Source organism: Anaeroplasma bactoclasticum (genome assembly GCF_003550015.1).
In the GTDB taxonomy this organism is placed as follows: domain Bacteria; phylum Bacillota_I; class Bacilli_A; order Acholeplasmatales; family Anaeroplasmataceae; genus Anaeroplasma; species Anaeroplasma bactoclasticum.
Genome location: NZ_QXEV01000001.1, coordinates 213661 through 238067, shown reverse-complemented (window position 1 = coordinate 238067; position 24407 = coordinate 213661). Strand labels below are relative to the sequence as shown.

Here is a 24407-nt window from a genome sequence, read left to right as displayed (position 1 = left end):
ATCACCTATCGAGTATTATCCGACGTTTCCATCGGTTATCCTCGTCTTAAAGACAGGTTACCTACGTGTTACTCACCCGTTCGCCATGGTATTGCTACCATTCGACTTGCATGTATTAGGCACGCCGCCAGCGTTAATCCTGAGCCAGGATCAAACTCTCCAAAAAATTTATTTTTTAATGTTTAATCTTTTTTGCTCATTCTTCTTTTTCTAAAAAAAAAGAATTGCTTGTTCGTTTATTCTACACGTTTTAGTTCGTCATATATAGTTTTCAAAGACCTAAGTTTTAGCTTCAAAAAATGTGAAGCCTTGCTCATTATATCACTAGGAAACTTGAGTGTCAACAACTATTTTACATTTTTTAAAAGAAAAAAATTGCCTTATTTTTTAAGACAATTTATATATATAAAATATTCAATTTTTACTAGTCAAAAACGCCACTTTTGTCATTAAGCAATTACCATTTTAAGGCTTTGACTTATAATTTTAAAAATTCCTCAATTTCTTCTTTAGAAACTGGGCCTTCTCTTAATATTTTTACAACCCCATCGGATACTAAAACAACAGTAGAAGGCTTATTCATAGATTCTGTAGTTGTATTATAAATCTTATCCACTAATCCAGCATATTCTTTAACGATTTCATCATACTCATTTAATGGAACACTACCAGACTCATTCACACTTGTTGTAAGCATAGGACCATTCTCTTCTAAAATCTTAATTGCAAGCTCATGCTTTGGAATTCTAACTCCAATAGTAGGATATCCAATTAAATTCTTAATTTCATCCTTACTTTTTAATATAAGAGTAAATCCACCAGGTAAAAACTTTTGAATTAGCTTTTCAGATACCATATCTACTTCTGCAATTTCTTTAATTTGCTCTAAGGATGCACAAAGACATGCCAATGGCTTTTCCTTTGGTCTATGCTTGATTTGATATATTCTTTCTATTCCATCTAAATCTCTAATTTTAGTACCAATACCATAAACAGTATCTGTTGGGAATATAATTACTCTTCCTGCCATTTGAAATCACCGACATATATAAATGTCATTCGATCCTTTCCTTCTAAATCTTTAATACATTCTGCCTTACATTCTGGAAAATATTTTTTACATAACGCAAGCATTTCATCCTTTTTATCATATCCATGCTCAAATGCAACTAAAGCCTTCTTATTTAATAATGGTCTTAATCCTTGTAAAATAATACGATAGAATTTCATTCCATCCTCTCCACCAAATAAAGCTAAATTTGGTTCATTATCCTTAACTAAGGAATCTACAACCTCATTTTCTGGAATATATGGAGGATTTGATACAAAAATATCAAACTTCTTTCCCTTTAATGGCTCTAGCATATCTCCTTGTAAGAATTTAACATTAGCTCCAAGCTTTTCATTATTTTTTCTTGCAACCTCTAAAGCTTCCTTAGAAATATCAGATGCTACAACATGCATATTTGGTTCTTCCTTAGCTAAAGTAATTGCAATACAGCCAGATCCTGTAGCTAAATCACATACCTCTACCTTTTTACCACCAAAATGCTCATCATATTTATATAAAATATTTTCTACTAATTCTTCTGTTTCAAATCTTGGAATTAAAACATTCTCATTTACGATAAAATCATAACCATAAAAGCATGAAGTACCAATTAAATATTGAATTGGCTGATTCTCGTGTAAATACTTATCAAAGATTTCATTGAATTTATTTACAATTTCATCTTCAATCTTATCTCCTCGTTTCATAAATAAAGCATTTGTTTCAAGACCACAAATATGCTCTAGCAATAAAACAACTGCAGAATCCTCTTTATTATTCTCTAATGCTTCATTTTCCTTTTGCTTCATAAACTCTAAATATGTCATAGCTTCTTACTTCCTTTATATTCATTATTATCATAATATAATTCAATTTCAAAATAAGGATTATTATTCATTAACTCCTTTAAAAACACCTTATCCCCTTCCCATAGATTTAAATCAAAGATTTTATCCTTTGAAATCCAAGAAAGTGTTCCTTCATCACAAGGGTGAATAAAACCAGAAAATGAATTTGAGGTATATACATGCATAACCATAGTATAATCATTATCTATAAAATAAACGATTCCTCTTTTATCATAATCTAATATGGTTACACCAGTTTCTTCTAATACCTCTCTTACCATTGCATCGTCAGCTTCCTCATTATATTCCACATGACCACCAACGCCAATCCATTTTCCTAGATTAATATCATTTTGCCTTTTATTTCTTAAAAGCATTAAGTATTTATTATCTCTTTCTAAATAGCATAATACTGTTTCAATATATTTCCTTATGATGTTTTCTTCCCATACATCCTCAATAATTCCATTCAAATTATCAAAAACACTTTTTACATCATAAAAAAACTTTCCATTCTTCTCTTTTATATGAGTAATATTTCCGTGGTAAATAATTCCATCCTCCATCTTAAACTCTATAAAATCATATAATTGATACTTAGACAAATTATCACCACCCAATTTATTATATATCACATATACCACTTTTAAGAAGAAATTTCAAAGAAAAAGAGATACCCAAATAGGTATCCCTAGTTCTTTCCTTCAAACTGAAGCTTATATAGCTTATAGTAATAACCATGCTTTTGAAGTAGCTCTTGGTGATTACCATGCTCTAAGATTTCACCCTTCTGTAACACCATAATCTGATCTGCATGCTGAATAGTTGATAATCTATGTGCTACAACAAGCATTGTACCAATATTCTTAATCTTCTCTAAGGACTCTTGAATTAATACTTCTGTTTCTGTATCAATATTTGCGGTAGCCTCATCCAAAATTAATACCTGTGGCTCTGCTAATACAGTTCTTGCGAAGGATAATAGCTGGCGCTGGCCCTGGCTAAAGTTTTCGCCACGCTCAATAACCTCTTCATCTAGCTTCTTTGGAAGCTTATTAATGAAGGAATCCGCATTAACATATTCACATACCTCCATGATTCTTTCATCAGAATAGCTTGTATCATGTAAAGTAATATTATCACGAATAGATCCACTAAATAAGAATACATCCTGAAGCATCTGTCCAATAGCTGCTCTTAAGGATTTTATCTTAATATGAGTAATATCAATATCATCAATTAAGATTTGACCCTTTTGAATTTCATAATTTCTTACGATTAAAGATAGAATTGTTGTCTTACCAGCACCTGTTGCTCCAACAAAGGCAACAGTCTGCTTTGGCAAAATAGTGAAAGATACATCTCTTAAAATCCATTCTTCATCTTGGTATGCAAACCAAACATTTCTAAATTCAATTTTGCCCTCAAAATGATCAATTTCAATTGCATCCTCTTTATCTAATACATCTGGCATAACATCCATTAAATTAAATAATCTTTCAGATGCAGTAAATGCCTTTTGTAATGCATTTAATTGGTCTGCCAAATTTTGAATTGGGTTAAAGAATCTAGATAATAGCTGATGATATACTACAATACCACCACTAGATACACCAAATAACCAACCAAAGTATAATGCAACTGCAACAGATGAAATATAAATTAAAGTAATGAATGGACGGTAAATACCAAAGCATAGAATAACTTGGAATCTAGTTTTTCTTACAGCCTCATTCTTTTCAATAAATTCTTCATCCTTATAGCGCTGCTGATTGAAGATTTGAGTAATCTTCATACCAGATAGGTTTTCATTCAAATATGTATTCATATCTGAAATAGTCTTTCTTTCCTTTGTAAATACCTTGTGAACAATTCTTGAGAATACAAAGGATGATATTGCAACAATAACAACTGGAAGTAGCATCATTAAAGATAACTGCCAGCTATAGAAATACATAACCGCATATACGCTAACTACATATAATGCATTTTTAATAACATTAACCAAAACGTTAGTAAATAAATCACTCATGGATTGTGTATAATTACATACTCTTGTAACTAAGGATCCAACAGGCATTTCATTGAACTGATTTTGGCTCATATTCTGGATGTGTGTAAATACATCCATTCTTAGCTTATAAATAATTCTTTGACCAGCCTTTTGTAATAACATAGATTCAATATAAATGAATACCATATTAACTAAAGCAATCACAAAATAAAGAATAGCTAAGAATAATACCTTATGATAACTATTATTAGATACAAGCGCAGCTTGTTCCATTCCAACTAAGTCATCGGTAATCCAACCAATAATGATTGGTAAGAAAATATCAAGGGCAACATTAATTGCAAGTAATACTAAAGCTAAAATGAAGGATAAGATTTCAGGCTTAACATACTTCATTGTACGCTTTATTATTTCCTTTGTTGGCATTTTATGGTCACCCTTTAAACGGTTTAACTCATCTTCCATTAGTTTGCACCTCCTTCAACTTCTTTTTCAAGCTCTTGAAGGTATACCATTCTTTGGTATGTAGGTGATACCTTTAATAGATTTTCTGGAGTATCAAATGCTTCAACCTTACCATCATTTAATACCAAGATACGGTTTAGCTTAGATACTGTAGATACACGAGAGGCAATAACAATTGTTGTTTTGCCTTTTCTCTTTTCTCTAATATTCTTTAGGATAGTTTCTTCTGTCTTTACATCTACTGCAGATACAGAATCATCCATAATCATAATAGGAGATTCCTTAATATAGGCTCTAGCAATAGAAATTCTTTGTTTTTGTCCACCAGAAAGTGTAACACCACGTTCGCCTGATACAGTATCATATCCCTGCTTAAATGCAGCGATGTTATCATGAACATCAGCAAATATAGCAGCATTTTGAATTGCAACTGGATCCTTCTTTCTATCAGAGAATGCGATATTATTATAAATCTTATCACTGAATAAGAAATTATCCTGTGGAACATATGCAATTGCATTTCTTAAGGATGTGATATCACATTCCATAATATCGTGTCCATCAATTAAAATAGAACCCTTTTCTACATTATATAAACGTAATAAGGAATTAACTAAAGTTGTTTTACCACAACCAATTTTACCAACAATACCAATAGTTTCTCCTGCATTGATCTCAAAAGTAACATCCTCTAAGGATTTTACTTCAACAGGAGCATCAGGATAAGAGAATGAGAAATGATTAAATGTAATCTTACCAGAAACATTCTCTAATACATGTGCATTAACTGGATTTTTAATATCCTCTTCTGCATCTAAGAATTGTGAAACTCTCTTTAAAGAAGCTTTTGCACGGCTTCTCATAGATACAATTTGACCCATGGCAATCATAGGCCAAATAAGAGAATCAAATAATGCGATAAACGCAACTAATCCACCTGCACCTAAAGTAACCTCATGACCAAATAGGACCATGTTTTGACCAATTACGGAATGATATACTGCATATCCTCCAAAGCCAAGTAGCATAGCTGCAATTGCAGCAATGATTAATTCGATTAAAACATCAAAGATAACAGAAACTCTTGCAAACGATACATTCTTCATTTGATTCTTTTTTGCAATCTTAGCAAAAGCATGTAGGTTTGCAGTTTCCTTAACAAAAGCTTTAATTACACGGATACCCGTAAAGTTTTCTTGGGAAAAGTCATATAATTCATCATAATTATTCTGTCTTTCAAGCCAAAGCTTAGACATAAACTTTTCAATCAAGAAGCCCCAAATGATAATTAAAATCATTGGGATAAATGCGACTATGGCTAAAGCCCAGTCTAGCTGTACCATTTTAACAATAACAATTGTTCCTAAGAAGAATGCATCTACAATAGTTACAACACCAAAACCTGCATATTCTTCAATGGTTTCCAAATCGGTTGTGAACCAGCTCATAATGGAACCAACCTTATTCTCATGATAATATTTTTGACTTAGCTTTTCACTTTTCAAAAACATTTCATGTCTTAAATTACCTTCTACTCTACCGGATGCGTTAAACAAAGTAAAACGCCAAAGCATTCTACCTGCAAACATAACAATCGCAACAACGAATATCATGATTAATATTCTTTGCATCTGGCTTGCCGCATCAGAAGGCTGTTCTTTTATGATATCTGTTATTTCACCTAAGTAATCCGGGATCCATGTTTGTACATAGTCTACTGCTACAAGCGCAGCAATACCTAGTATATAAAGCCAAGAGTACTTTAGGTAGTACTTTAACATATGCTTATTAAACAGCATAATATTTCTCCCTTCTATATGAAATTACTTTGAAATGAGTTCTTCTATTTTCTCCTCATTCATATCTTTACCAATAATGATAATGACATCCTGTCCTGAGGATATAAAGTCTATATCCTTTGAATCCTTAGTCATGTTCATTAAATACCAATTATCTGATTTTTTAAAAAAGCCCTTAATACGGATAATATCCCCATATTCCTTATTATTAAATAAGATATTTGAAAGATTTATTAAGGCAGCTTCTTCTAAATTCTTATTCATAAGGAATAATGATGAATAATCATTATCCAAAATTACCATTCTCTTTTCATAGGAATAGGAATGATAACCACTATTCTTAATTGCATCAAATTCCGCATTAGATAACTTTGCATGGTGTCCCATGTATGTCTCATCTAAAAGAATTCTTCTATTACAGCCAATAGCCTCTAGGGATTTATTGACTTTTGCAATTAGGCTTTCCTTAGTGTAGTCTTTTACTTTAGAAAATATAATTGCGCCCGCATTTGCAAGCTGACTTGCAAATAGGTATTCGGTATCCTTATCCTTAATTTCAATACCAGAATCCACAATAGTAATTACAGAACCAATTTCATACCAATTATCTAATGGTTCGTCATATACTAAATCAAAGAATTCATCTGTATCAAAAATGCCTGATGGTTCTACAATTACTCTTGTATAGCCACTCATAGCCATGGATATTAGCTTAGTTTTGAAACGTCTTACATGGCAATCATAACAACAACCGCCCGCAATCATTTCGATTTCGCAAGAAGGTCCTCTTAAATCACTTAAAAGCATCATATCGACATTAATTGCGCCATAATCATTTTCAAGTATACCTACACGTTCTCCACATTTGATAAGGTATTCCACATATTTTCTTATGAAGGTAGTTTTCCCAGAGCCTAAAAAACCAGTAATTAGATCAATTTTAATATTCATTTTACATAAAACACCTCCATATCAGCAAAAAACCGCGACATAAATGCCACGGATTAGTCTAAAGTTTTCAAAAAACTACAAATGTGTTAAATATGTATTATTCAACACTTTTTCTATTTTAACACATTTGATTTCTTTGTCAATCTTTCTAATTTTGTAGCACTGTTATATATTTAATTCAGTGAAAGAGGCAGAGCATTAAAAAACGCTCTGCCTATATACCCTTTTTAAAATATATTTCTCTAAATATTCCCAAAATAGATAGAATGGGAATAGTTCAGATTCTTATTCAAACTCGATAGTTGCAGGTGGTTTCGATGTACAATCTAATAGTACTCTATTTACACCTGGTACTTCGTTTACAATTCTTCTAGATATGATATCTAAAACATCATATGGAATTCTTGCCCAATCGGCAGTCATAAAATCAGAAGTTTGTACAGCTCTTAATGCGATTGCATAATCATAGGTTCTTCCGTCTCCCATTACACCAACGCTTCTCATGTTAGTTAAGGCAGCGAAATACTGACCTAAATTGCAGGATTTATCTACACCAGCCTTTGCAATTTCCTCACGGTAAATTGCATCTGCCTCCTGTACGATTTTAACCTTTTCTGCTGTAACATCACCAATAATACGAATACCTAAGCCTGGACCTGGGAATGGTTGACGATAAACCAAGTAATCAGGAATACCTAATTCAAGTCCAACCTTTCTTACCTCATCTTTGAATAATAAACGTAATGGCTCAATAATTTCTTTAAAATCAACAACGCTTGGAAGTCCACCTACGTTATGGTGAGATTTAATTGTTGCAGATTTACCTAAGCCAGATTCAATTACATCTGGGTAAATTGTTCCTTGAACTAAGAAATCTACCTTACCAATTTTTTTAGCTTCATCCTCAAATACTCGAATGAATTCCTCACCAATAATTTTTCTTTTACGTTCTGGTTCTGTAACTCCAGCAAGCTTTGCATAGAATCTTTCTTGTGCATTAACGCGAATAAAGTTAAGCTTATATGGACCCTTAGGACCAAATACTGCTTCTACTTCATCTCCTTCATTTTTACGAAGAAGACCATGATCTACGAATACACAAGTTAATTGTTCACCAACTGCTTTAGATAATAATACAGCTGCAACACTAGAATCTACTCCACCAGATAAGGCACATAATACCTTACCATTTCCAACTTTCTTACGAATAGCCTCAATAGTAGTTTTAGCAAAATCAGCCATCTGCCAATCACCCTTACAGCCACATACATCATATACGAAGGCACGAAGCATTGTCATACCTTCTTCAGAATGCATAACCTCTGGGTGGAACTGAACAGCGTAAATCTTCTTTTCTCTATTTTCCATTGCAGCAACAGGGCATGTTGAGGTTTTACCTGTAATAACAAATCCCTCTGGTGCTTTAGAAACATAATCGGTATGGCTCATCCATACAGTAGTTTCACTTTTAACATCCTTAAATAATAAGGAACTCTTATCTACGCTTACAATTGTTTTACCATATTCACTCTTTGGAGCATGTAATACCTCTCCACCTAAGGAATATGCAGTAAACTGACATCCATAGCAAATACCAAGTACTGGGATACCAAGTTCAAAAATACCTTTATCTACAAGTGGAGAATCCTCTCCATATACAGAATTAGGTCCACCAGTAAAGATAATTCCCTTTGGATTAAATTCTTTAATTTTATCAAGTGGCATATTATAAGGCTTAACCTCACAATATACATTACATTCTCTTACACGTCTTGCAATCAGCTGGTTATACTGACCACCAAAGTCTAAGACTAATACCTTTTCATTTTCCATGATATTCTCCCTCGGCTTTAATGTATTTTACTTAATTCCTAAACGATTAAATATATAATCTACGTTCTTCATATAATAATCTAATGTGAAGCATTCATCAATTTCTTCATTTGTAAGCATAGAAGAAACGGTTGGATCTTCCTTTAATAAATCCTGATACTGCTTCTTTTCATCTAATGCCTTCATCGCAATAGGCTGAACAGTATCATAAGCCTTTTCTCTTACAAAGCCCTTTTCAATTAGCTTATATAATACTCTTTGAGCGAAGATTACACCCTTAGTTAAATAAATATCTTCCATCATCTTTTCAGGGAATACAGTTAAATTCTCTAAAATTCCCTTGAAACGATTTAACATATAATCTAATAATTCTGTAGAATCTGGTAAAATGATTCTTTCTGTTGCAGAGTGAGAAATATCTCTTTCATGCCATAAGGCAATATTTTGATAGAAGGTATCCATATATCCTCTAATAACTCTTGCACATCCACAAATGTTTTCAGAAGAAATTGGATTTCTCTTATGTGGCATTGCAGAGGAACCCTTTTGTCCCTTAGAGAAGGCTTCTTCTGTTTCTTTTACCTCTTGACGAGATAAATTTCTAACCTCTAAAGCCATCTTTTCAAGCTCAGATGCAATTAATGCAAGTGTACTCATATAATGAGCATGTCTATCTCTTTGTAATACCTGTGTAGAAATTAAGGCATAATTAATACCTAAATCCTTACATACATATTCTTCAATTGCTGGTGGGATATTTGCAAAGTTACCTACAGCACCAGATAATTTACCAACCTCTACTTCCTTACAAGCATAATCAAAGCGGTCAAGGCATCTTACCATATCCTCATACCATAAAGCCCACTTTAAACCAAAGGATGTAATATCTGCATGCATACCATGAGTTCTACCAATACATGGTGTATATTTGAACTCTATAGCTCTTTTCTTTAAAACATCCATAATAGCAACAATGTCTTTTCTTAAAATTTCATTTGCCTGTTTTAATAAATAGCCATTTGCTGTATCTACAACGTCTGTAGATGTTAATCCATAGTGAATCCATTTCTTTTCTTCACCTAAGGATTCACCAACAGCTCTAGTAAAAGCAACAACATCATGCTTAGTTACTGCTTCAATTTCTTTAATTCTATCTACAGTAAATGTAGCTAAATCTAACTTTGGTAAATCTTCCTTTGGCACAACGCCAAGCTCACTCCATGCCTTCGCATTGGAAATCTCAACCTTCAAATAAGCATTAAACTTATTTTCTTCAGTCCAGATATCGCGCATAACCTTACGGCTGTAACGTTCTATCATTTTACTTTTCCTCCATATGTTTTAAGAAGCATTCAATAGTATTTTCCATTAAGCAAGTGATAGTCATTGGACCAACACCTCCTGGTACCTTTGTAATATAAGAAGCCTTATCCTTTACAGCTTCAAAATCAACATCACCACAAAGCTTACCAGTTTCTGGATTTCTATTTACACCAACATCAATTACTACAGCACCTTCCTTTACCATATCTGCCTTAACAAATAATGGTTTACCAACTGCAGCAATTAATATATCTGCCTCACTAGTTACTTCACTTATATTTTTTGTACGACTATGACAAATAGTAACTGTAGCATTACGATCTAGTAAAAGCTTAGATACAGGCATACCAACAATATTTGATCTACCTATAACAACAGCTCTTTTGCCTTCAATTTCAATATGAGCATAATCTAAAATTTCCATAATCCCCTTAGGAGTACAAGAAACTGTTCCAGGCTGTTTTAAATATAAGGATGCCACATTATATGGATGGAATCCATCCACATCCTTTTCTGGAACGATTGCATTAATAATGAAATCAGAATCCATATGCTTTGGTAGTGGTAGCTGTACTAAGATACCATCTACAGAATCATCTTGATTAAGTTCATTAACAATAGCAAGTAGCTCATCCTGAGAGATGGTATTTGGTCTACGTATAGTGGTATTTTTAATACCAATTTCGATACATGCCTTTTCCTTTCCTGCAACATAAGATACACTACCTGGATCTTCTCCAACTAATACAACTGCTAAATGAGGAACTCTTCCATACTTTTCTGTGAAAGTTGAAACCTCCTCCTTCATTGCACCTCTTCTTAATGTTGCAAGCTCTTTTCCGCTAATTACTATAGCCATAATTCAATACCTACTTTCTATATGCTTTCGCACCAATGTCTGTTCTATGGAACAGATTATCACACTTGATTTCATCAACAAGTGCTAAAGCCTTTTTGTTTGCATCCTCTAGGGTATCTCCCTTAGCAACTGCAAATAAGACTCTTCCTCCATTAGTAAGTAGATTTCCATTATCATCTACCTTAGTTCCCATATGATAAATATCATCAGAATCTGCATTTTCAATAACAAATCCCTTTTTATAATCTCCAGGATAACCTAAAGAGGCTAGTACGATACCTATAGTATAACACTTTTCCCATTCAAGTACAGGTGTTTTTCCATCAATTACAGCATTAAATGCATCAAAAATATCACTAGATAATCTTGGTAATACAACTTCTGTTTCAGGATCACCAAAGCGAGCGTTGAATTCGATTACCTTAATTCCATTTTTGGTCTTCATTAAGCCACCGTATAATACACCAGTGAATGGATTTCCTTCAGCCACCATAGCTTTAGCTGTTGGAATCATAATTTGATTTAATGCATATTCATAATCTTCTTCAGTTATAAATGGTAATGGAGAATATGCACCCATACCACCTGTATTAGGTCCCATATCATTATCATATGCTCTTTTATGATCTTGTGCTAATTGAAGTGGATATACATTCTCTCCATTAACAAAGCACATAAATGAAAATTCAGGACCCTCTAAATAATCTTCAATAACTACCTTTCCATGACCGAAATGATCATCAAGTAGCATATCCTTTAATGCATAAATTGCCTCATCATAGGTTGTAGCAATAACTACACCCTTACCTGCAGCAAGTCCATCATATTTAATAACAGTAGGTAAAGAACCATTCTTTACATATTCTACTGCATCAGGATAATTCGAGAAGGACTGATAAGCAGCTGTTGGAATATTATACTTTACCATAATATTCTTAGCGAATTCCTTAGAGGATTCGATTTGAGCTGCTGCCTTTGTAGGACCAAAGGCTTTAATTCCTGCTTCTTTAAGCTTATCAATAATACCTAAAGCTAAGGAAGCCTCAGGGCCAACTACAACTAAATCAATTTCTGTAGCCTTAGCGAATTCTACAATTTTATCTACCTCTGTGTCTTTAATATTTACACACATGGCGAGCTTTGCAATACCAGCATTTCCTGGTGCTGCATAAAGCTCATTTACTTTAGATGACTTGGATAAAGCATGCACAATGGCATGCTCTCTTCCTCCACCACCTACAACTAATACCTTAGCCATAAGTAATACTCCTTAAATCAATTAGTGTTTGAAATGACGCATTCCAGTAAATGCCATTGGAACGCCCTTAGAATTTGCATAATCAATGGAATCCTGATCTCTTTTTGATCCACCTGGCTGTACAACAGCACAAACTCCATTTTCAATACCATACTCTAATGTATCAGAGAATGGGAAGAATGCATCAGATGCTAAAGTCATTCCATCCATAACTCCTCTAGAATGAGCTTCTTCAATAGCAATCTTAGCTGCACCTACACGATTCATCTGACCAGCACCAACACCACATGTTACACCATTCTTAACAACTACAATAGCGTTAGACTTAACATGCTTAACAATCTTCCAGCCAAAGTTCATATCAGCAAGCTGTGCCTCTGTTGGCTTGCAAGAAGTAATTGTCATATCCTCTGTAATAGTCTTCATTTCTAAATCTTGGTCCTGAACTAATAAGCCACCATTTACGGATACATACTGCTTAGTCTTCTTAGTCTCACCAAGCTTAAACTGAATAATTCTTAAATCAGGTCTTTTTGAGAATGCCTGTAATGCTTCTTCAGTATAGCCTGGAGCTAGGATAACCTCTAAGAAAATAGATTTACCCTTCTCACCATGATCAAATTTAATTAGGTTTGCAGCCTCACCATCAATAATCTGGTTTGTAGCAACAATACCACCAAAAATAGATACAGGGTCAGATTCATAAGCCTTTAACCAAGCTTCCTTTAAATCCTTACCAACTGCAGCTCCACATGGGTTCATATGCTTTAAGCCCATTGCGAAAGGCTCATCACCAAATTCTCTTACAATATTTAATGCAGCATTTGCATCCTGAATATTGTTATAAGATAATTCCTTACCCTGAATCTGAATAGCATTAGCTAAAGAATAAGGTGCATCCTTATCTAAGGAATAGAATTTTGCAGCCTGATGAGGGTTTTCACCATATCTTAAGGACTGAACTAAATCACCTTCAATGAATAGCTTTTCATTTAAGCCAGCCTTTTCTCTCATATATTCTGCAATCATTGTGTCATATTCTGCAGTTAATGTATAAACCTTTGCAGCTAAACGTAATCTTGTTTCATATGTTGTATCACCATACTGCTTAATTTCGCTTAATACAGTAGGATAATCATTAACATCAGAAACTACAGTTACATACTTATGGTTCTTAGCTGCACTTCTTAGCATAGATGGGCCTCCGATATCGATATTTTCGATAGCCTCAGCAAATTCAGCACCACGCTCAATAGTCTTTCTAAATGCATATAAATTTACACATACTAAATCAATATATTCAATATTATTTTCAGCAAGCTGTGCCTTATGAGATTCTAAATCTCTTACAGCAAGCAATGCACCATGAACCTTTGGATGAAGTGTCTTAACACGTCCATCTAAAATTTCAGGGAAGCCTGTAACTTCAGAAATACCTAATGTAGGAACTCCAGAAGCGTCTAATACCTTCTTTGTTCCACCAGTTGAAATAATTTCATAACCTAATTCTACTAATTCCTTACAGAATTCAACAATACCTGTTTTGTCAGTTACACTAACTAATGCTCTTTTCATTTTCATATCTCCTTAATTAATTTTGCTACTACTTCTGGGTACATCTCATGTTCTATTTCATGAATTCTAGCTTCAACTTCTTCTACAGTTTCACCTTCAGTATAATGGAAGGCTCTTTGCTCAATAATCTTACCAGAATCCATTCCGCTATCCACATAATGGATAGTTACACCAAATACCTTAACTCCATAATTAAATGCATCTAAAATACCATGTGCACCCTTAAATGATGGAAGTAAGGCTGGATGAATATTAATTATTCTTCCTTCGTACTTCTTTAGTAATACATAACCACATAGTCTCATATAGCCTGCAAGGCAAATAAGATCTACATTGTATTCTTCTAGCTTTTCTACAATTAATTCCTCGTATTCTTCTTTAGATGCATAATCCTTAGAACGGAATACAAAGGATGGAACATTATGATTTTTTGCTCTTTCGTTAACATAGGCATTCTTTTTATCACAAACCATTAATACAACCTTGCCATCAATCTGACCATTTTCACAGGCTTGAACTAATGCCTCAAAGTTTGTTCCTGAGCCACTGGCAAATATTGCAATATTTTTCATATTACTTTACCAACTCAATATCTACACCTGGCTTATCTGTAATCTCACCAATTACATATGCCTTATCGCCAAATTTAGATAAAATCTCAATTGCAAAAGGAGCTTCCTCCTTTGGCATTGCAAGTACCATACCGATACCCATATTATAAATATTGAACATCTCTCTATGAGGGACATTACCATATTTTTCTAAGAACTTGAATACAGGAAGAATTGGCCATGTTCCTTCAACTACATGAATACCCATTCCTTCCTTTAAAATTCTTGGAATATTTTCATCAAAACCACCACCAGTAATGTGGGCAACTCCGTGTACATCTGTTTTCTTGATTACTTCAAGAACCTGCTTAACATAAATTCTTGTAGGAGTTAATAAGAAATCACCTAAAGGTAATTCAGAATATTCTGTTAATGGCTTATGTAAATCTAATTGATTATCCTTAACAATCTTTCTTACTAAGGAGAATCCATTAGAATGAACACCTGTAGATGCGATACCTACTAATACATCGCCAACAGCTACCTTAGAGCCATCGATTAGGTTTTCCTTTTCTACACAGCCAACAGTAAAGCCTGCAATATCATATTCCCCATCCTGATACATACCAGGCATTTCTGCAGTCTCACCACCAACTAGTGCACATCCAGCCTGAATACAACCATCACTAACTCCCTTAACGATCATTTCAAGCTTTTCTGGAATATTTTCACCTAAGGCAACATAATCTAAGAAGATTAATGGTTCTGCTCCCTGTGCTAATACATCATTTACACACATTGCAACTGCATCAATACCAATAGTATCATGCTTATCCATCTCAAATGCTAGCTTAAGCTTAGTACCAACACCATCTGTACCAGATACTAAGATAGGCTCTTTATAGCCTAAGGATGCTAAATTGAACATACCACCAAAGGAACCAATATTTCCCATTGAACCAGGGCGGTTTGTTGCAGCAACATGCTTCTTAATTCTTCTTACGCCCTCATAGCCAGCCTCTAAGCTAACTCCGGCGCTTTCATAACTTTTTGCCATTTTCTTTCCTCCTAGAATTTTCCGTCTTTATTTGCATCCTTTACTGCATGATATAGTGCAGTAGGATACTTTCCTGTAAAACATGCAAGGCATAAATCATTACGCTCTGCAGCTTCGAATAGTGCTTCCTTAGATAAGAAATATAAGGAATCCGCACCAATATATTCTCTTACTCCCTCAAGATCTAATCTTGCAGAGATTAATTCATCATAAGTTGAAATATCTACTCCATAAAAACAAGGATTTGTTATTTGTGGAGAGGATATACGAACATGTACTTCCTTAGCTCCTGCTTCTCTAAGTAGGGCAACAATTCTTTTACTTGTTGTACCTCTTACAATAGAATCATCAATTAGGATTACTCTTTTACCCTTAATAATTGAAGATACTGCAGAAAGCTTCATTCTTACGCCCTTTTCTCTCATTGCCTGAGAAGGCTGAATAAATGTTCTACCAACATATTTATTTTTAATTAAGCCCATTTCATATGGAATCTTAGATTCCTCTGCATAACCAATGGCTGCAGAAAGGCTTGAATCTGGAACTCCTATAACTATATCTGCTTTTGTTGGCATCTCTTTATATAAAAGCTTTCCAGATGCCTTACGAAAGGCATGTACATTTCTTCCTTCAAGCTCAGAATCTGGTCTTGAGAAGTAAATATATTCCATTGCGCACATATGATGCTTATTCATATTAGAATAATATGTGCTTTTAATACCATCTTTAGAGATTTCAACAACCTCACCAGGATTGACATCTCTTACAAATTTCGCATTAATTACTTCAAATGCACAAGTCTCACTAGATACTACATATCCACCATTAATCTTACCAATAGATAATGGACGAAGACCATATTTATCTCTTGCTGCAATAAGCTTATCCCCAAGCATAACTAAGAATGCAAATGCTCCATCTAGCATTTCAAGTGCACTTTTTAATGAATAAATAAATGTTCTATCATTGTAATTCTTTTGAATCAAATGAGCTAATATTTCTGAATCAGATGTAGATTGGAATAAGCTTCCTCTATCCTCACAGAATTTTTTTAATTCATTTGAATTTACTAAATTACCATTATGACATAATGCGAATGGGCCTGTGTGGTGGTTAAATAGGAATGGTTGGACATTCTCTATGGATGAACCACCTGCAGTGGAATATCTAACATGGCCAATTGCCATATCACCAGGAAGCTTATCTAGGCTTCCTTCTTTAAATACTTCTGTAACTAAACCCTGCCCCTTTATTCTTTTCATGCTTCCATTATCGCATGCGACAATACCAGCGCCCTCTTGACCTCTATGCTGTAAGGAATGAAGTCCAAAGTAGGTAATTTCAGCTGCACCATGACAACCAAATACGCCGAATACGCCACATTCTTCATGAAGCTCATCTAAAAGAGTGTTCTCTAGCATAATCTACTCCAAAAGAAACAAATTACTTTAATGTCTTAAGTCTATTTAGAATTTCAACATAAGCGCCCATAACATCGCCTAAGTCTCTTCTAAAACGATCCTTATCTAGCTTATCGTTAGTTTCAGCGTCCCATAGTCTGCAGCAATCTGGAGAAATTTCATCTGCAAGAACAATTTCACCATCGCTAGTTCTACCAAATTCAACCTTGAAGTCAACAAGCTTTACACCAACCTCTTTAAACATAGCCTGTAATTCCTTATTAACCTTACCAGTTAAATCATAAATAGTAGCTAATTCTTCATAAGTTGCAGCTCCTACTGCAACTGCATGATGATCATTGATTAATGGATCACCAAGTGCATCATCCTTATAGCAGATTTCAAAGATTGTATTCTTTGCAGGTGTTCCCTCTGGAATACCTAATCTTTTAGCCATAGAGCCTGCAATAATATTTCTAACGATAACCTCAAGAGGGAAAATATGTACCTTCTTGCATAGCTGATCTGTAGAATTTAAAGTTTTAATGTAATGAGTAGGAATACCTGCTTTAATTAAACGTTCATAAATTAATGTTGTAATAGCGCAGTTTAATTCACCCTTGTGAGCAAATTGTGCATGCTTTGCACCATTTCCTGCAGTAGCATCATCCTTAAAATGCATTACGATGATGTTTTCATCATCTGTTGCATAAACCTGCTTTGCTTTTCCTTCATAAAGTAATTCTTTCTTTTCCATTTTCTAATCCCTCTTTTATTATTTTCTAAAATATTCAACAGCATTCTTGAAAATATCTTGCTGCTTATTACCACTAATGTTCTTAAATAGATTTTCTTCATATCTTTCAGAATGACCCATCTTACCTAAGATTAAACCATCTTCTGAAATAATACCTTCAATTGCATAGCTTGAGCCATTTGGATTCTCTGGTGCATTTGCGGTTAAATTACCATCTGTATCTGTATATGCAAAGGCAATCTGTCCCTTAGCTGCAAGCTCCTTTGCAAATTCACTAGATACAACAAACTTACCTTCACCATGAGATACTGCAATGGCATGTACCTCACCAGTATTATAGCTTGAAAGCCATGGAGATGCATTTGTCATTACCTTTGTATAAACCATCTGAGATACGTGACGGTTTATATCATTTCTAAATAATGTAGGAGACTTTTCATTTACCATACCTAATCTACCATATGGTAATAATCCGCTCTTTACTAATGCTTGGAATCCATTACAAATACCTAAGATTAATCCCTTACGGTCAAGTAGACGGTGAATTGCATCCTTAACCTTCTCTTGATTTAATACATTCGCAATGAACTTACCAGAGCCATCTGGTTCATCACCAGCACTAAATCCACCACATAATACGAAGATATCTGCCTTATCAATATTCTCTGCCATTTCATCAATGGAATTAAATACATCTTCACTAGTTAAATTCTTAAATACTGTACTCTTTGTTAAAGCACCAGCCTTTTGGAAGGCTCTTGCTGTATCATAATCACAGTTTGTACCAGGGAATACTGGTAAATATACATTAACGTTCTTCTTATTCTTTAATAAGGATACAGTTTTCTTTGTAGGAGTAATATCCATTAATGTACAAGTATTCTCTCCCTTATCCTTATATACTTGTGTGAACTTTTCTGTATTTGCTTTATATAATTCATCTAAGGAGAAGGATGTTCTATTGAATGATCCAACTTCCTTATCAATAGTCTTACCTAAATAAATAGAATTTGGATAATCAATTTCAGAATCTGTTTCAATGATGATAGAACCATAATTATATGCATCAAGCTCTCTTTCATCATATTCAATTTCAAAACCAATCTTGTTACCAAAGCTCATCTTAGAAACAGCTTCAATAATACCACCAAAGCCTAGTGCATATGCTGCCTTGATTCTTCCGTTTTCAATATTAGAAGAAACGAAATCAAAGTTCATCTTTAATTCATCTACATTTGGTGTGAAGTCTCTATTCTCATAATGCTTAACTAAATAAATATTATGACCTGGAGCTTTGAATTCCGGAGAAATTACAACTCTAGAATCTACAGTAGTAATACCAAATGCCATTAGCATAGGAGGTACGGAAATATCTTGGAAGGTACCACTCATAGAATCCTTACCACCAATAGAAGGTAGACCAAATTCATTTTGCATCTTAAGTGCACCAAGTAATGCAGCTAAAGGCTTTCCCCAAGACTTCTCGTTATGCATTCTTTCGAAATATTCCTGATAAGAGAATCTCATCTTATTGTATCTTGCACCTGCAGCTACAACCTTACTACATGCTTCAACAATTGCATATTCAGCACCATGGAATGGACTCCACTTTGTAATGAATGGATTATAACCAAATGCCATGATTGAAGCTGTATTTGTATAATGATCCTTTACAGGAAGCTTCTGTACAGAAACTTGAGTTTCAGTTCTTTGATATTTACCACCAAATGGCATTAATACAGTTGATGCACCAATTGTTGCATCAAACATTTCAATTAAGCCCTTTTGGCTTACTACGTTATTATCTGATAAAGTATTTAATACTCTATCCTTTAGCTTACTTCTTCCCTTTAGGAATGGGTTTTTATTTTCAACTGCAGAGATTTCAGCTCTAGCGAAGTGATCTGCACCTGCAGAATCAATAAACTTTCTAGAAATATCAACTATCTTTCTGCCCTTATAATTCATTACAAGTCTTGGTTCCTTTGTAACTGTAGCAACATTAGAAACCTCAATGTTTTCCTCATGGCAATACTTACAGAACTTATCAACATCCTTAGGTTCAATAACAACAGCCATTCTTTCTTGAGATTCGCTAATTGCAAGCTCTGTTGCATTTAATCCAGAATACTTTGTAGGAACATTGTCTAGGTTAATTAATAATCCATCTGCAAGCTCTCCAATAGCAACGGATACACCACCAGCACCAAAGTCATTAGATTTCTTAATAAGCTTTGTTACTTCTGGTCTTCTAAATAAGTGAGCAATCTTTCTTTCTTCTGGGGCATTACCCTTTTGAACTTCGGATGAGCAAACCTCAATAGACTTTTCTGTATGCTCCTTAGAAGATCCTGTTGCACCACCAATACCATCTCTACCTGTTCTACCACCAAGTAATAAAATGACATCACCTGGAGTTGGAGATTCTCTTCTTATTACATCTGCTTTAACAGCACCAACTACAGCACCAACCTCAAGACGCTTTGCAACATAATCATCATGATAAATTTCTCTAACATGTGTTGTTGCAAGACCAATCTGATTACCATAGGAAGAATAACCCTGTGCAGCCTTCATTGTAATAACTCTTTGTGGAAGCTTACCAGGAATAGTATCCTTAACCTCAGCATAAATATTACCAGCACCCGTAACTCTCATTGCCTGATATACATATGCTCTACCAGAAAGTGGATCACGAATAGCTCCACCTAAGCATGTGGATGCTCCACCAAATGGCTCAATTTCTGTTGGATGGTTATGTGTTTCATTCTTAAACTGTAATAACCATTTTTCAGGCTGTCCATCCACATCAATAGTAACGAAAATTGAACAAGCATTGTTTTCTTCAGATTCCTCTAAATCATCAAGCTTACCAATCTTCTTTAAATATTTAGCACCGATTGTACCTAAATCCATTAGGCAAATCTTTTTCTTTTCTCTATCTAAATCCTTACGAATCTTATAGTATAAATCTAATGAGTCAGATAATTCCTTTTTCATGAAGGATTCATCAATTGTGATTTCTGTTAAGATTGTATTAAATGTAGTATGACGACAATGGTCAGACCAATATGTATCTAATATTCTAAGCTCAGTCTCCCAAGGGTCTCTACCTTCAGCCTTAAAGTATTTAACAACACATTTTAAGTCATCCTGGTTCATCGCAAGACCATATTTCTTACAGAATTCAGGTAATTCAACATCACTCATTTCAGTGAAGCCCTCTAATTGAACAACAGGCTTAATTTCAGCCTTCTCTAAATCCGATAATTTAGATAAGTCCTTTTCTCTTGCTTCTACTGCATTGATAACATATTTTTTAATTCTTTCTACAGTTTCATCTGTTGTATTATCATCTAATACAATGATTCTACCTGAACGAATATTAATCTTTGCATTTGGATCAATAAGCTTTACGCAATCAATTGCGGAAGATGCTCTTTGATCGAATTGACCAGGTAAGAATTCTGTTGCGATATATTTCTTACCTAATAAATTTAATGCTTCAGAAACATTATCTGTAACAATCTCCCCAAATACCTGATATTTTGTTTTTTCAAGTAGCTTCTTTGTAAATCCGAATAAATCATATACATTGATTACTCTTACATTTTTAAGATGAAGTCCTAAATTTAGATTTAAATCATCCTGCATAGATTTTGATTCAACTCTATAGCCTTCCTTCTTTTCTACATAAATACGATAATCACCCATTTTATTCATCCTCACTAAATAATTTTTTATATTTCAAGTTATATTCATCAATTGATGTATCTGTAAAAGTGATGTGTGCCATTTTTCTTTTCTCCCTAACATCACTCTTATGATAATCATGAATATGAACTTTATCACTATTTTCTAGCTTCTTCATATTTTCATAATCAAAACCAAGTATGTTTTTCATAATTGTTTTTGATTTTAATTTTGGAGTTTCAAGTGGTAAATCCAATAAGAACTTCGCAAGCTCACTATATTGGCTTACATTACATCCCTCAATAGTATAATGTCCGCTGTTATGAGGTCTTGGTGCCATTTCATTGAAATAGAACTCATCCCCCTTAACAAAGTACTCAATAGTTAAAATACCATAATACTTTGCACGTTCCATAAATCTTATAGATGCTTGTTTTATCCAATCAAATACTGGTAATGCTTCATCTATAATACATAAGTCCAAAATACCATTTTTATGCTTATTTATTCCCATTGGGAAGGAAATAGTTTTATCCTTAGAACGAATTAGAATAATAGAAGTTTCAAAATCATATTTTATAAATTCTTCTAATATTCCTTCTCCCTTTAAATAAGGATTTACCTTTTCGATATCCTTATCGCTTTTTAAAACAACCTGTCCATGACCATCATAGCCCATGGTTGTTGTCTTATATACACAAGGATATCCAATTTCTTTTATTCCATCCTCTAAATCCTTCTTAGAATAGATTGGCTTAAATTTAGGAGTTTTTAATCCTAAATTCTTCGCATTAATCTTTTCTCTAATTCTATTTTGAGAATCGAATAGTGGTAGAATTCCTTGAGGAATATTATAGGTGTCTCTTATGAATTTTAGCTGTTCTGATGGAACATTTTCAAATTCATAGGTTAACACATCGGTTTTATCACCTAGCTTTTTTAATCCCTCTAGATTACTATATTCACTTACAATTGTCTCTTTGCAAACAAAGCTTGCAGGGCAAGTGGGGTTTGGGTCAAGACAAATACATTCTGCCCCAAGCTCTTTGGCAGCCATCGCTAGCATCATACCTAGCTGACCACCGCCAATAATACCTATTTTCTTCATAATTTCTCCTAAAAAACGAAAAAACAACACAGGGTAGACTTGTGTTGTTAATTGCGCTTCAAAATACCATTACAGAGTAATGGCTTATTCATTTTATTAACGTTACTTCTTGACTGTATCATGTAAACTCCTTCAAGTAGTCTCCAAATACTTTGAAAAATAAGTTAATAGGCTTTTGATAGTCCTCATGTTTTAGGCTAGAGGGTAGAGACTTGCCCGCCATATCCGGGCCGATATATCAATAACCACTAATATTTTAACATATTTATTTCTTTTCAAAACTAGAAAATGAGCTTGTAAAACACTTACATTTGAAATAGTGTCGTTATAAAAATTGTTTATGTAAAAAAGTGATATAATTTCAAGTGCAGTTTTGGGGGTGTTAAGGTGGAAGAAAAAATAATCAATAATAAGATGATTGATGGACATATATTCAAAAATCTTTTCTTCTATTCACTTCCCATAATACTATCTGGAATTTTACAATTATTATATAATGCAGCAGACTTAATTGTTTGTGGACAATTTGGTAGCCCTCACTCTACTGGAGCTATTTCTTCTACTGGATCCCTAATCAATTTAATCATTCAATTATTTATGGGATTATCTGTTGGAGCAAATGTATTAATGGCAAGATGCTATGGCGCAAAAGATCAAGAAAAAGGACAAAGAGTTGTTTATACTTCTATGATCTTCTCCCTAGCCTTTGGTTTAATCCTATCCATTATAGGAATGAGTCTTTCTAAAACATTCCTTATCTGGATGAAAAGCCCTCTAGAAACTATTGATTTATCTGCAGATTACCTATTTATATATTTTATAGGCTTACCATTTTCTATGATTTATAATTTTGGTGCCGCACTATTTAGAGCAATAGGAGATACAAAGCGTCCATTTGCCTTCTTAGCTTTATCTGGAATTATAAATGTCTTATTAAACCTATTATTTGTTATTCCACTAGATATGGATGTTCAAGGCGTAGCACTTGCAACCATTATATCTCAAGGAATATCTGCTATATTAATTGTAGGTGCACTAGTACAAAGCCGTGGATTTTTCCATTTTAAATGGAAAGAAATCCGTTTTTACAAAAAAGAAGGCCTCGAAGTTTTAAGAATTGGTCTTCCTGCAGGATTACAATCTACAATATTTTCTTTATCGAATGTATTAATTCAATCCTCAATTAATTCACTAGGACCATCGGTAGTAGATGGTAATGGTGCCGCATCAAGCCTAGAAGGCTTTATATATACTTCTATGAATAGTGTTGCTCAAGCAGCAGTCGCATTCATTTCTGCAAATTACGGTGCAGGAAGAAAGAAAAACATTAAAAAGACTGTATTTTGTGCATTAGGATTAGTATTTCTAATGAATATAACGACAGGTGGAATTATCCTATTATTCCATAAGCCGCTTCTTTTATTATATATACAGGATAATGTTGCAATTGAAGAAGGAACCAAAAGATTATTTATTATTTCTTGTTCCTATTTCTTATGTGGATTTATGGATGTAGGAGCATATTCCTTAAGAGGAATTGGTTATTCTACATCTCCAGCTATAATTTCACTTATAGGTGCTTGTTTATTAAGAATTGTATGGATATATACCTTGTGGCAAGAGGAATATTTACATAATCTATCTGGATTAGTTATCAGTTATCCAATATCATGGATATTAACCCTATCGGTTCATTTTACATTATTTGGAATCCTTTATCATAAATTAAAACTAATAGAAATAGATAATGCCAGCATTTAATTGAATGTTGGCATTTTATTTATATAAAAAATGATCTCCTTTTATAATGAGAATTGTCGAGAAACCATTTAAGAAAGGAGAGCAAACAAATTAGAAACATAAAA

18 protein-coding genes, 1 rRNA gene and 1 riboswitch are annotated in these 24407 nt (G+C 33.8%); of the genes, 1 reads left to right on the top strand and 18 read right to left on the bottom strand.

All coding sequences use genetic code 11. The features are described from left to right. The 18 genes from EI71_RS00915 to EI71_RS00830 form a co-directional block, all read right to left on the bottom strand. Window positions 1–166: ribosomal RNA gene (locus EI71_RS00915) — 16S ribosomal RNA — on the bottom strand; the annotation flags it as partial. Window positions 167–478: 312 nt separating this feature from the next. After that, window positions 479–1030, bottom strand: coding sequence for an L-threonylcarbamoyladenylate synthase (locus EI71_RS00910; RefSeq protein WP_119015362.1), 552 nt, complete (start codon window positions 1028–1030; stop codon window positions 479–481). Further along, window positions 1015–1878, bottom strand: a complete 864-nt coding sequence (prmC, locus tag EI71_RS00905; RefSeq protein ID WP_119015361.1) for a peptide chain release factor N(5)-glutamine methyltransferase — start codon at window positions 1876–1878, stop codon at window positions 1015–1017. Before prmC ends, EI71_RS00910 begins: the two co-directional genes overlap by 16 nt. Continuing rightward, on the bottom strand, window positions 1875–2504 hold the full coding sequence (locus EI71_RS00900) for an NUDIX hydrolase (protein ID WP_211320986.1): 630 nt from the start codon (window positions 2502–2504) through the stop codon (window positions 1875–1877). Before EI71_RS00900 ends, prmC begins: the two co-directional genes overlap by 4 nt. A gap of 86 nt (window positions 2505–2590) precedes the next feature. Then, a complete protein-coding gene (locus tag EI71_RS00895; RefSeq protein WP_119015360.1) occupies window positions 2591–4378 on the bottom strand; it encodes an ABC transporter ATP-binding protein in 1788 nt (595 codons plus the stop codon). Next, on the bottom strand, window positions 4378–6159 hold the full coding sequence (locus EI71_RS00890; RefSeq protein WP_211320985.1) for an ABC transporter ATP-binding protein: 1782 nt from the start codon (window positions 6157–6159) through the stop codon (window positions 4378–4380). The genes EI71_RS00895 and EI71_RS00890 overlap by 1 nt, the downstream gene beginning before the upstream one ends. Window positions 6160–6201: 42 nt before the next feature. Further along, complete coding sequence (locus EI71_RS00885; RefSeq protein WP_119015358.1) at window positions 6202–7128, bottom strand: GTP-binding protein; 927 nt, start codon at window positions 7126–7128, stop codon at window positions 6202–6204. Between the two features lie 285 nt (window positions 7129–7413). Next, window positions 7414–8961 (bottom strand): glutamine-hydrolyzing GMP synthase, encoded by a 1548-nt coding sequence (guaA, locus tag EI71_RS00880; RefSeq protein WP_119015357.1) that lies wholly within the window; start codon window positions 8959–8961, stop codon window positions 7414–7416. A 27-nt stretch (window positions 8962–8988) separates the two neighbouring features. Further along, the gene (purB, locus tag EI71_RS00875; protein ID WP_119015356.1) at window positions 8989–10281 is read right to left on the bottom strand and encodes an adenylosuccinate lyase; all 1293 of its coding nucleotides are present in this window, start codon (window positions 10279–10281) and stop codon (window positions 8989–8991) included. A 1-nt stretch (window position 10282) separates the two neighbouring features. Beyond that, window positions 10283–11143 carry a bifunctional methylenetetrahydrofolate dehydrogenase/methenyltetrahydrofolate cyclohydrolase FolD gene (gene folD, locus EI71_RS00870; RefSeq protein WP_119015355.1) on the bottom strand — a complete coding sequence of 287 codons (861 nt, stop codon included), beginning with the start codon at window positions 11141–11143 and terminating at the stop codon, window positions 10283–10285. A 10-nt stretch (window positions 11144–11153) separates the two neighbouring features. Continuing rightward, window positions 11154–12401 (bottom strand): phosphoribosylamine--glycine ligase, encoded by a 1248-nt coding sequence (gene purD, locus EI71_RS00865; protein ID WP_119015354.1) that lies wholly within the window; start codon window positions 12399–12401, stop codon window positions 11154–11156. Window positions 12402–12422: 21 nt separating this feature from the next. Further along, the gene (gene purH / locus EI71_RS00860; RefSeq protein WP_119015353.1) at window positions 12423–13976 is read right to left on the bottom strand and encodes a bifunctional phosphoribosylaminoimidazolecarboxamide formyltransferase/IMP cyclohydrolase; all 1554 of its coding nucleotides are present in this window, start codon (window positions 13974–13976) and stop codon (window positions 12423–12425) included. Between the two features lie 2 nt (window positions 13977–13978). Next, on the bottom strand, window positions 13979–14548 hold the full coding sequence (gene purN / locus EI71_RS00855) for a phosphoribosylglycinamide formyltransferase (protein ID WP_162849637.1): 570 nt from the start codon (window positions 14546–14548) through the stop codon (window positions 13979–13981). A 1-nt stretch (window position 14549) separates the two neighbouring features. Next, complete coding sequence (gene purM, locus EI71_RS00850) at window positions 14550–15584, bottom strand: phosphoribosylformylglycinamidine cyclo-ligase (protein WP_119015351.1); 1035 nt, start codon at window positions 15582–15584, stop codon at window positions 14550–14552. Between the two features lie 11 nt (window positions 15585–15595). Then, the gene (gene purF / locus EI71_RS00845; protein ID WP_119015350.1) at window positions 15596–17005 is read right to left on the bottom strand and encodes an amidophosphoribosyltransferase; all 1410 of its coding nucleotides are present in this window, start codon (window positions 17003–17005) and stop codon (window positions 15596–15598) included. A gap of 22 nt (window positions 17006–17027) precedes the next feature. Next, window positions 17028–17741 (bottom strand): phosphoribosylaminoimidazolesuccinocarboxamide synthase, encoded by a 714-nt coding sequence (gene purC, locus EI71_RS00840; protein ID WP_119015349.1) that lies wholly within the window; start codon window positions 17739–17741, stop codon window positions 17028–17030. Between the two features lie 18 nt (window positions 17742–17759). Continuing rightward, entirely contained in the window at window positions 17760–21455 is a 3696-nt protein-coding gene (locus EI71_RS00835) for a phosphoribosylformylglycinamidine synthase (protein ID WP_119015348.1), read from the bottom strand. A gap of 1 nt (window position 21456) precedes the next feature. Beyond that, window positions 21457–22542: a 5-(carboxyamino)imidazole ribonucleotide synthase gene (locus EI71_RS00830; protein ID WP_119015347.1), complete on the bottom strand. Its 1086-nt coding sequence runs from the start codon at window positions 22540–22542 to the stop codon at window positions 21457–21459. Between the two features lie 159 nt (window positions 22543–22701). Further along, window positions 22702–22803, bottom strand: a riboswitch (purine riboswitch). 126 nt (window positions 22804–22929) lie between these two features. Here EI71_RS00830 and EI71_RS00825 point away from each other — a divergent pair. Then, window positions 22930–24303 carry an MATE family efflux transporter gene (locus EI71_RS00825; protein WP_211320984.1) on the top strand — a complete coding sequence of 458 codons (1374 nt, stop codon included), beginning with the start codon at window positions 22930–22932 and terminating at the stop codon, window positions 24301–24303. Window positions 24304–24407: the final 104 nt, after the last annotated feature.

Bases quoted from the DNA above. Each gene is read 5' to 3' on its own strand.
- EI71_RS00910 (WP_119015362.1), bottom strand. From the start codon at position 1,030: ATGGCAGGAAGAGTAATTATATTCCCAACAGATACTGTTTATGGTATT.
- prmC (WP_119015361.1), bottom strand. From the start codon at position 1,878: ATGACATATTTAGAGTTTATGAAGCAAAAGGAAAATGAAGCATTAGAG.
- EI71_RS00895 (WP_119015360.1), bottom strand. From the start codon at position 4,378: ATGGAAGATGAGTTAAACCGTTTAAAGGGTGACCATAAAATGCCAACA.
- EI71_RS00890 (WP_211320985.1), bottom strand. From the start codon at position 6,159: ATGTTAAAGTACTACCTAAAGTACTCTTGGCTTTATATACTAGGTATT.
- EI71_RS00885 (WP_119015358.1), bottom strand. From the start codon at position 7,128: ATGAATATTAAAATTGATCTAATTACTGGTTTTTTAGGCTCTGGGAAA.
- guaA (WP_119015357.1), bottom strand. From the start codon at position 8,961: ATGGAAAATGAAAAGGTATTAGTCTTAGACTTTGGTGGTCAGTATAAC.
- purB (WP_119015356.1), bottom strand. From the start codon at position 10,281: ATGATAGAACGTTACAGCCGTAAGGTTATGCGCGATATCTGGACTGAA.
- folD (WP_119015355.1), bottom strand. From the start codon at position 11,143: ATGGCTATAGTAATTAGCGGAAAAGAGCTTGCAACATTAAGAAGAGGT.
- purD (WP_119015354.1), bottom strand. From the start codon at position 12,401: ATGGCTAAGGTATTAGTTGTAGGTGGTGGAGGAAGAGAGCATGCCATT.
- purH (WP_119015353.1), bottom strand. From the start codon at position 13,976: ATGAAAAGAGCATTAGTTAGTGTAACTGACAAAACAGGTATTGTTGAA.
- purN (WP_162849637.1), bottom strand. From the start codon at position 14,548: ATGAAAAATATTGCAATATTTGCCAGTGGCTCAGGAACAAACTTTGAG.
- purM (WP_119015351.1), bottom strand. From the start codon at position 15,584: ATGGCAAAAAGTTATGAAAGCGCCGGAGTTAGCTTAGAGGCTGGCTAT.
- purF (WP_119015350.1), bottom strand. From the start codon at position 17,005: ATGCTAGAGAACACTCTTTTAGATGAGCTTCATGAAGAATGTGGCGTA.
- purC (WP_119015349.1), bottom strand. From the start codon at position 17,741: ATGGAAAAGAAAGAATTACTTTATGAAGGAAAAGCAAAGCAGGTTTAT.
- EI71_RS00835 (WP_119015348.1), bottom strand. From the start codon at position 21,455: ATGGGTGATTATCGTATTTATGTAGAAAAGAAGGAAGGCTATAGAGTT.
- EI71_RS00830 (WP_119015347.1), bottom strand. From the start codon at position 22,542: ATGAAGAAAATAGGTATTATTGGCGGTGGTCAGCTAGGTATGATGCTA.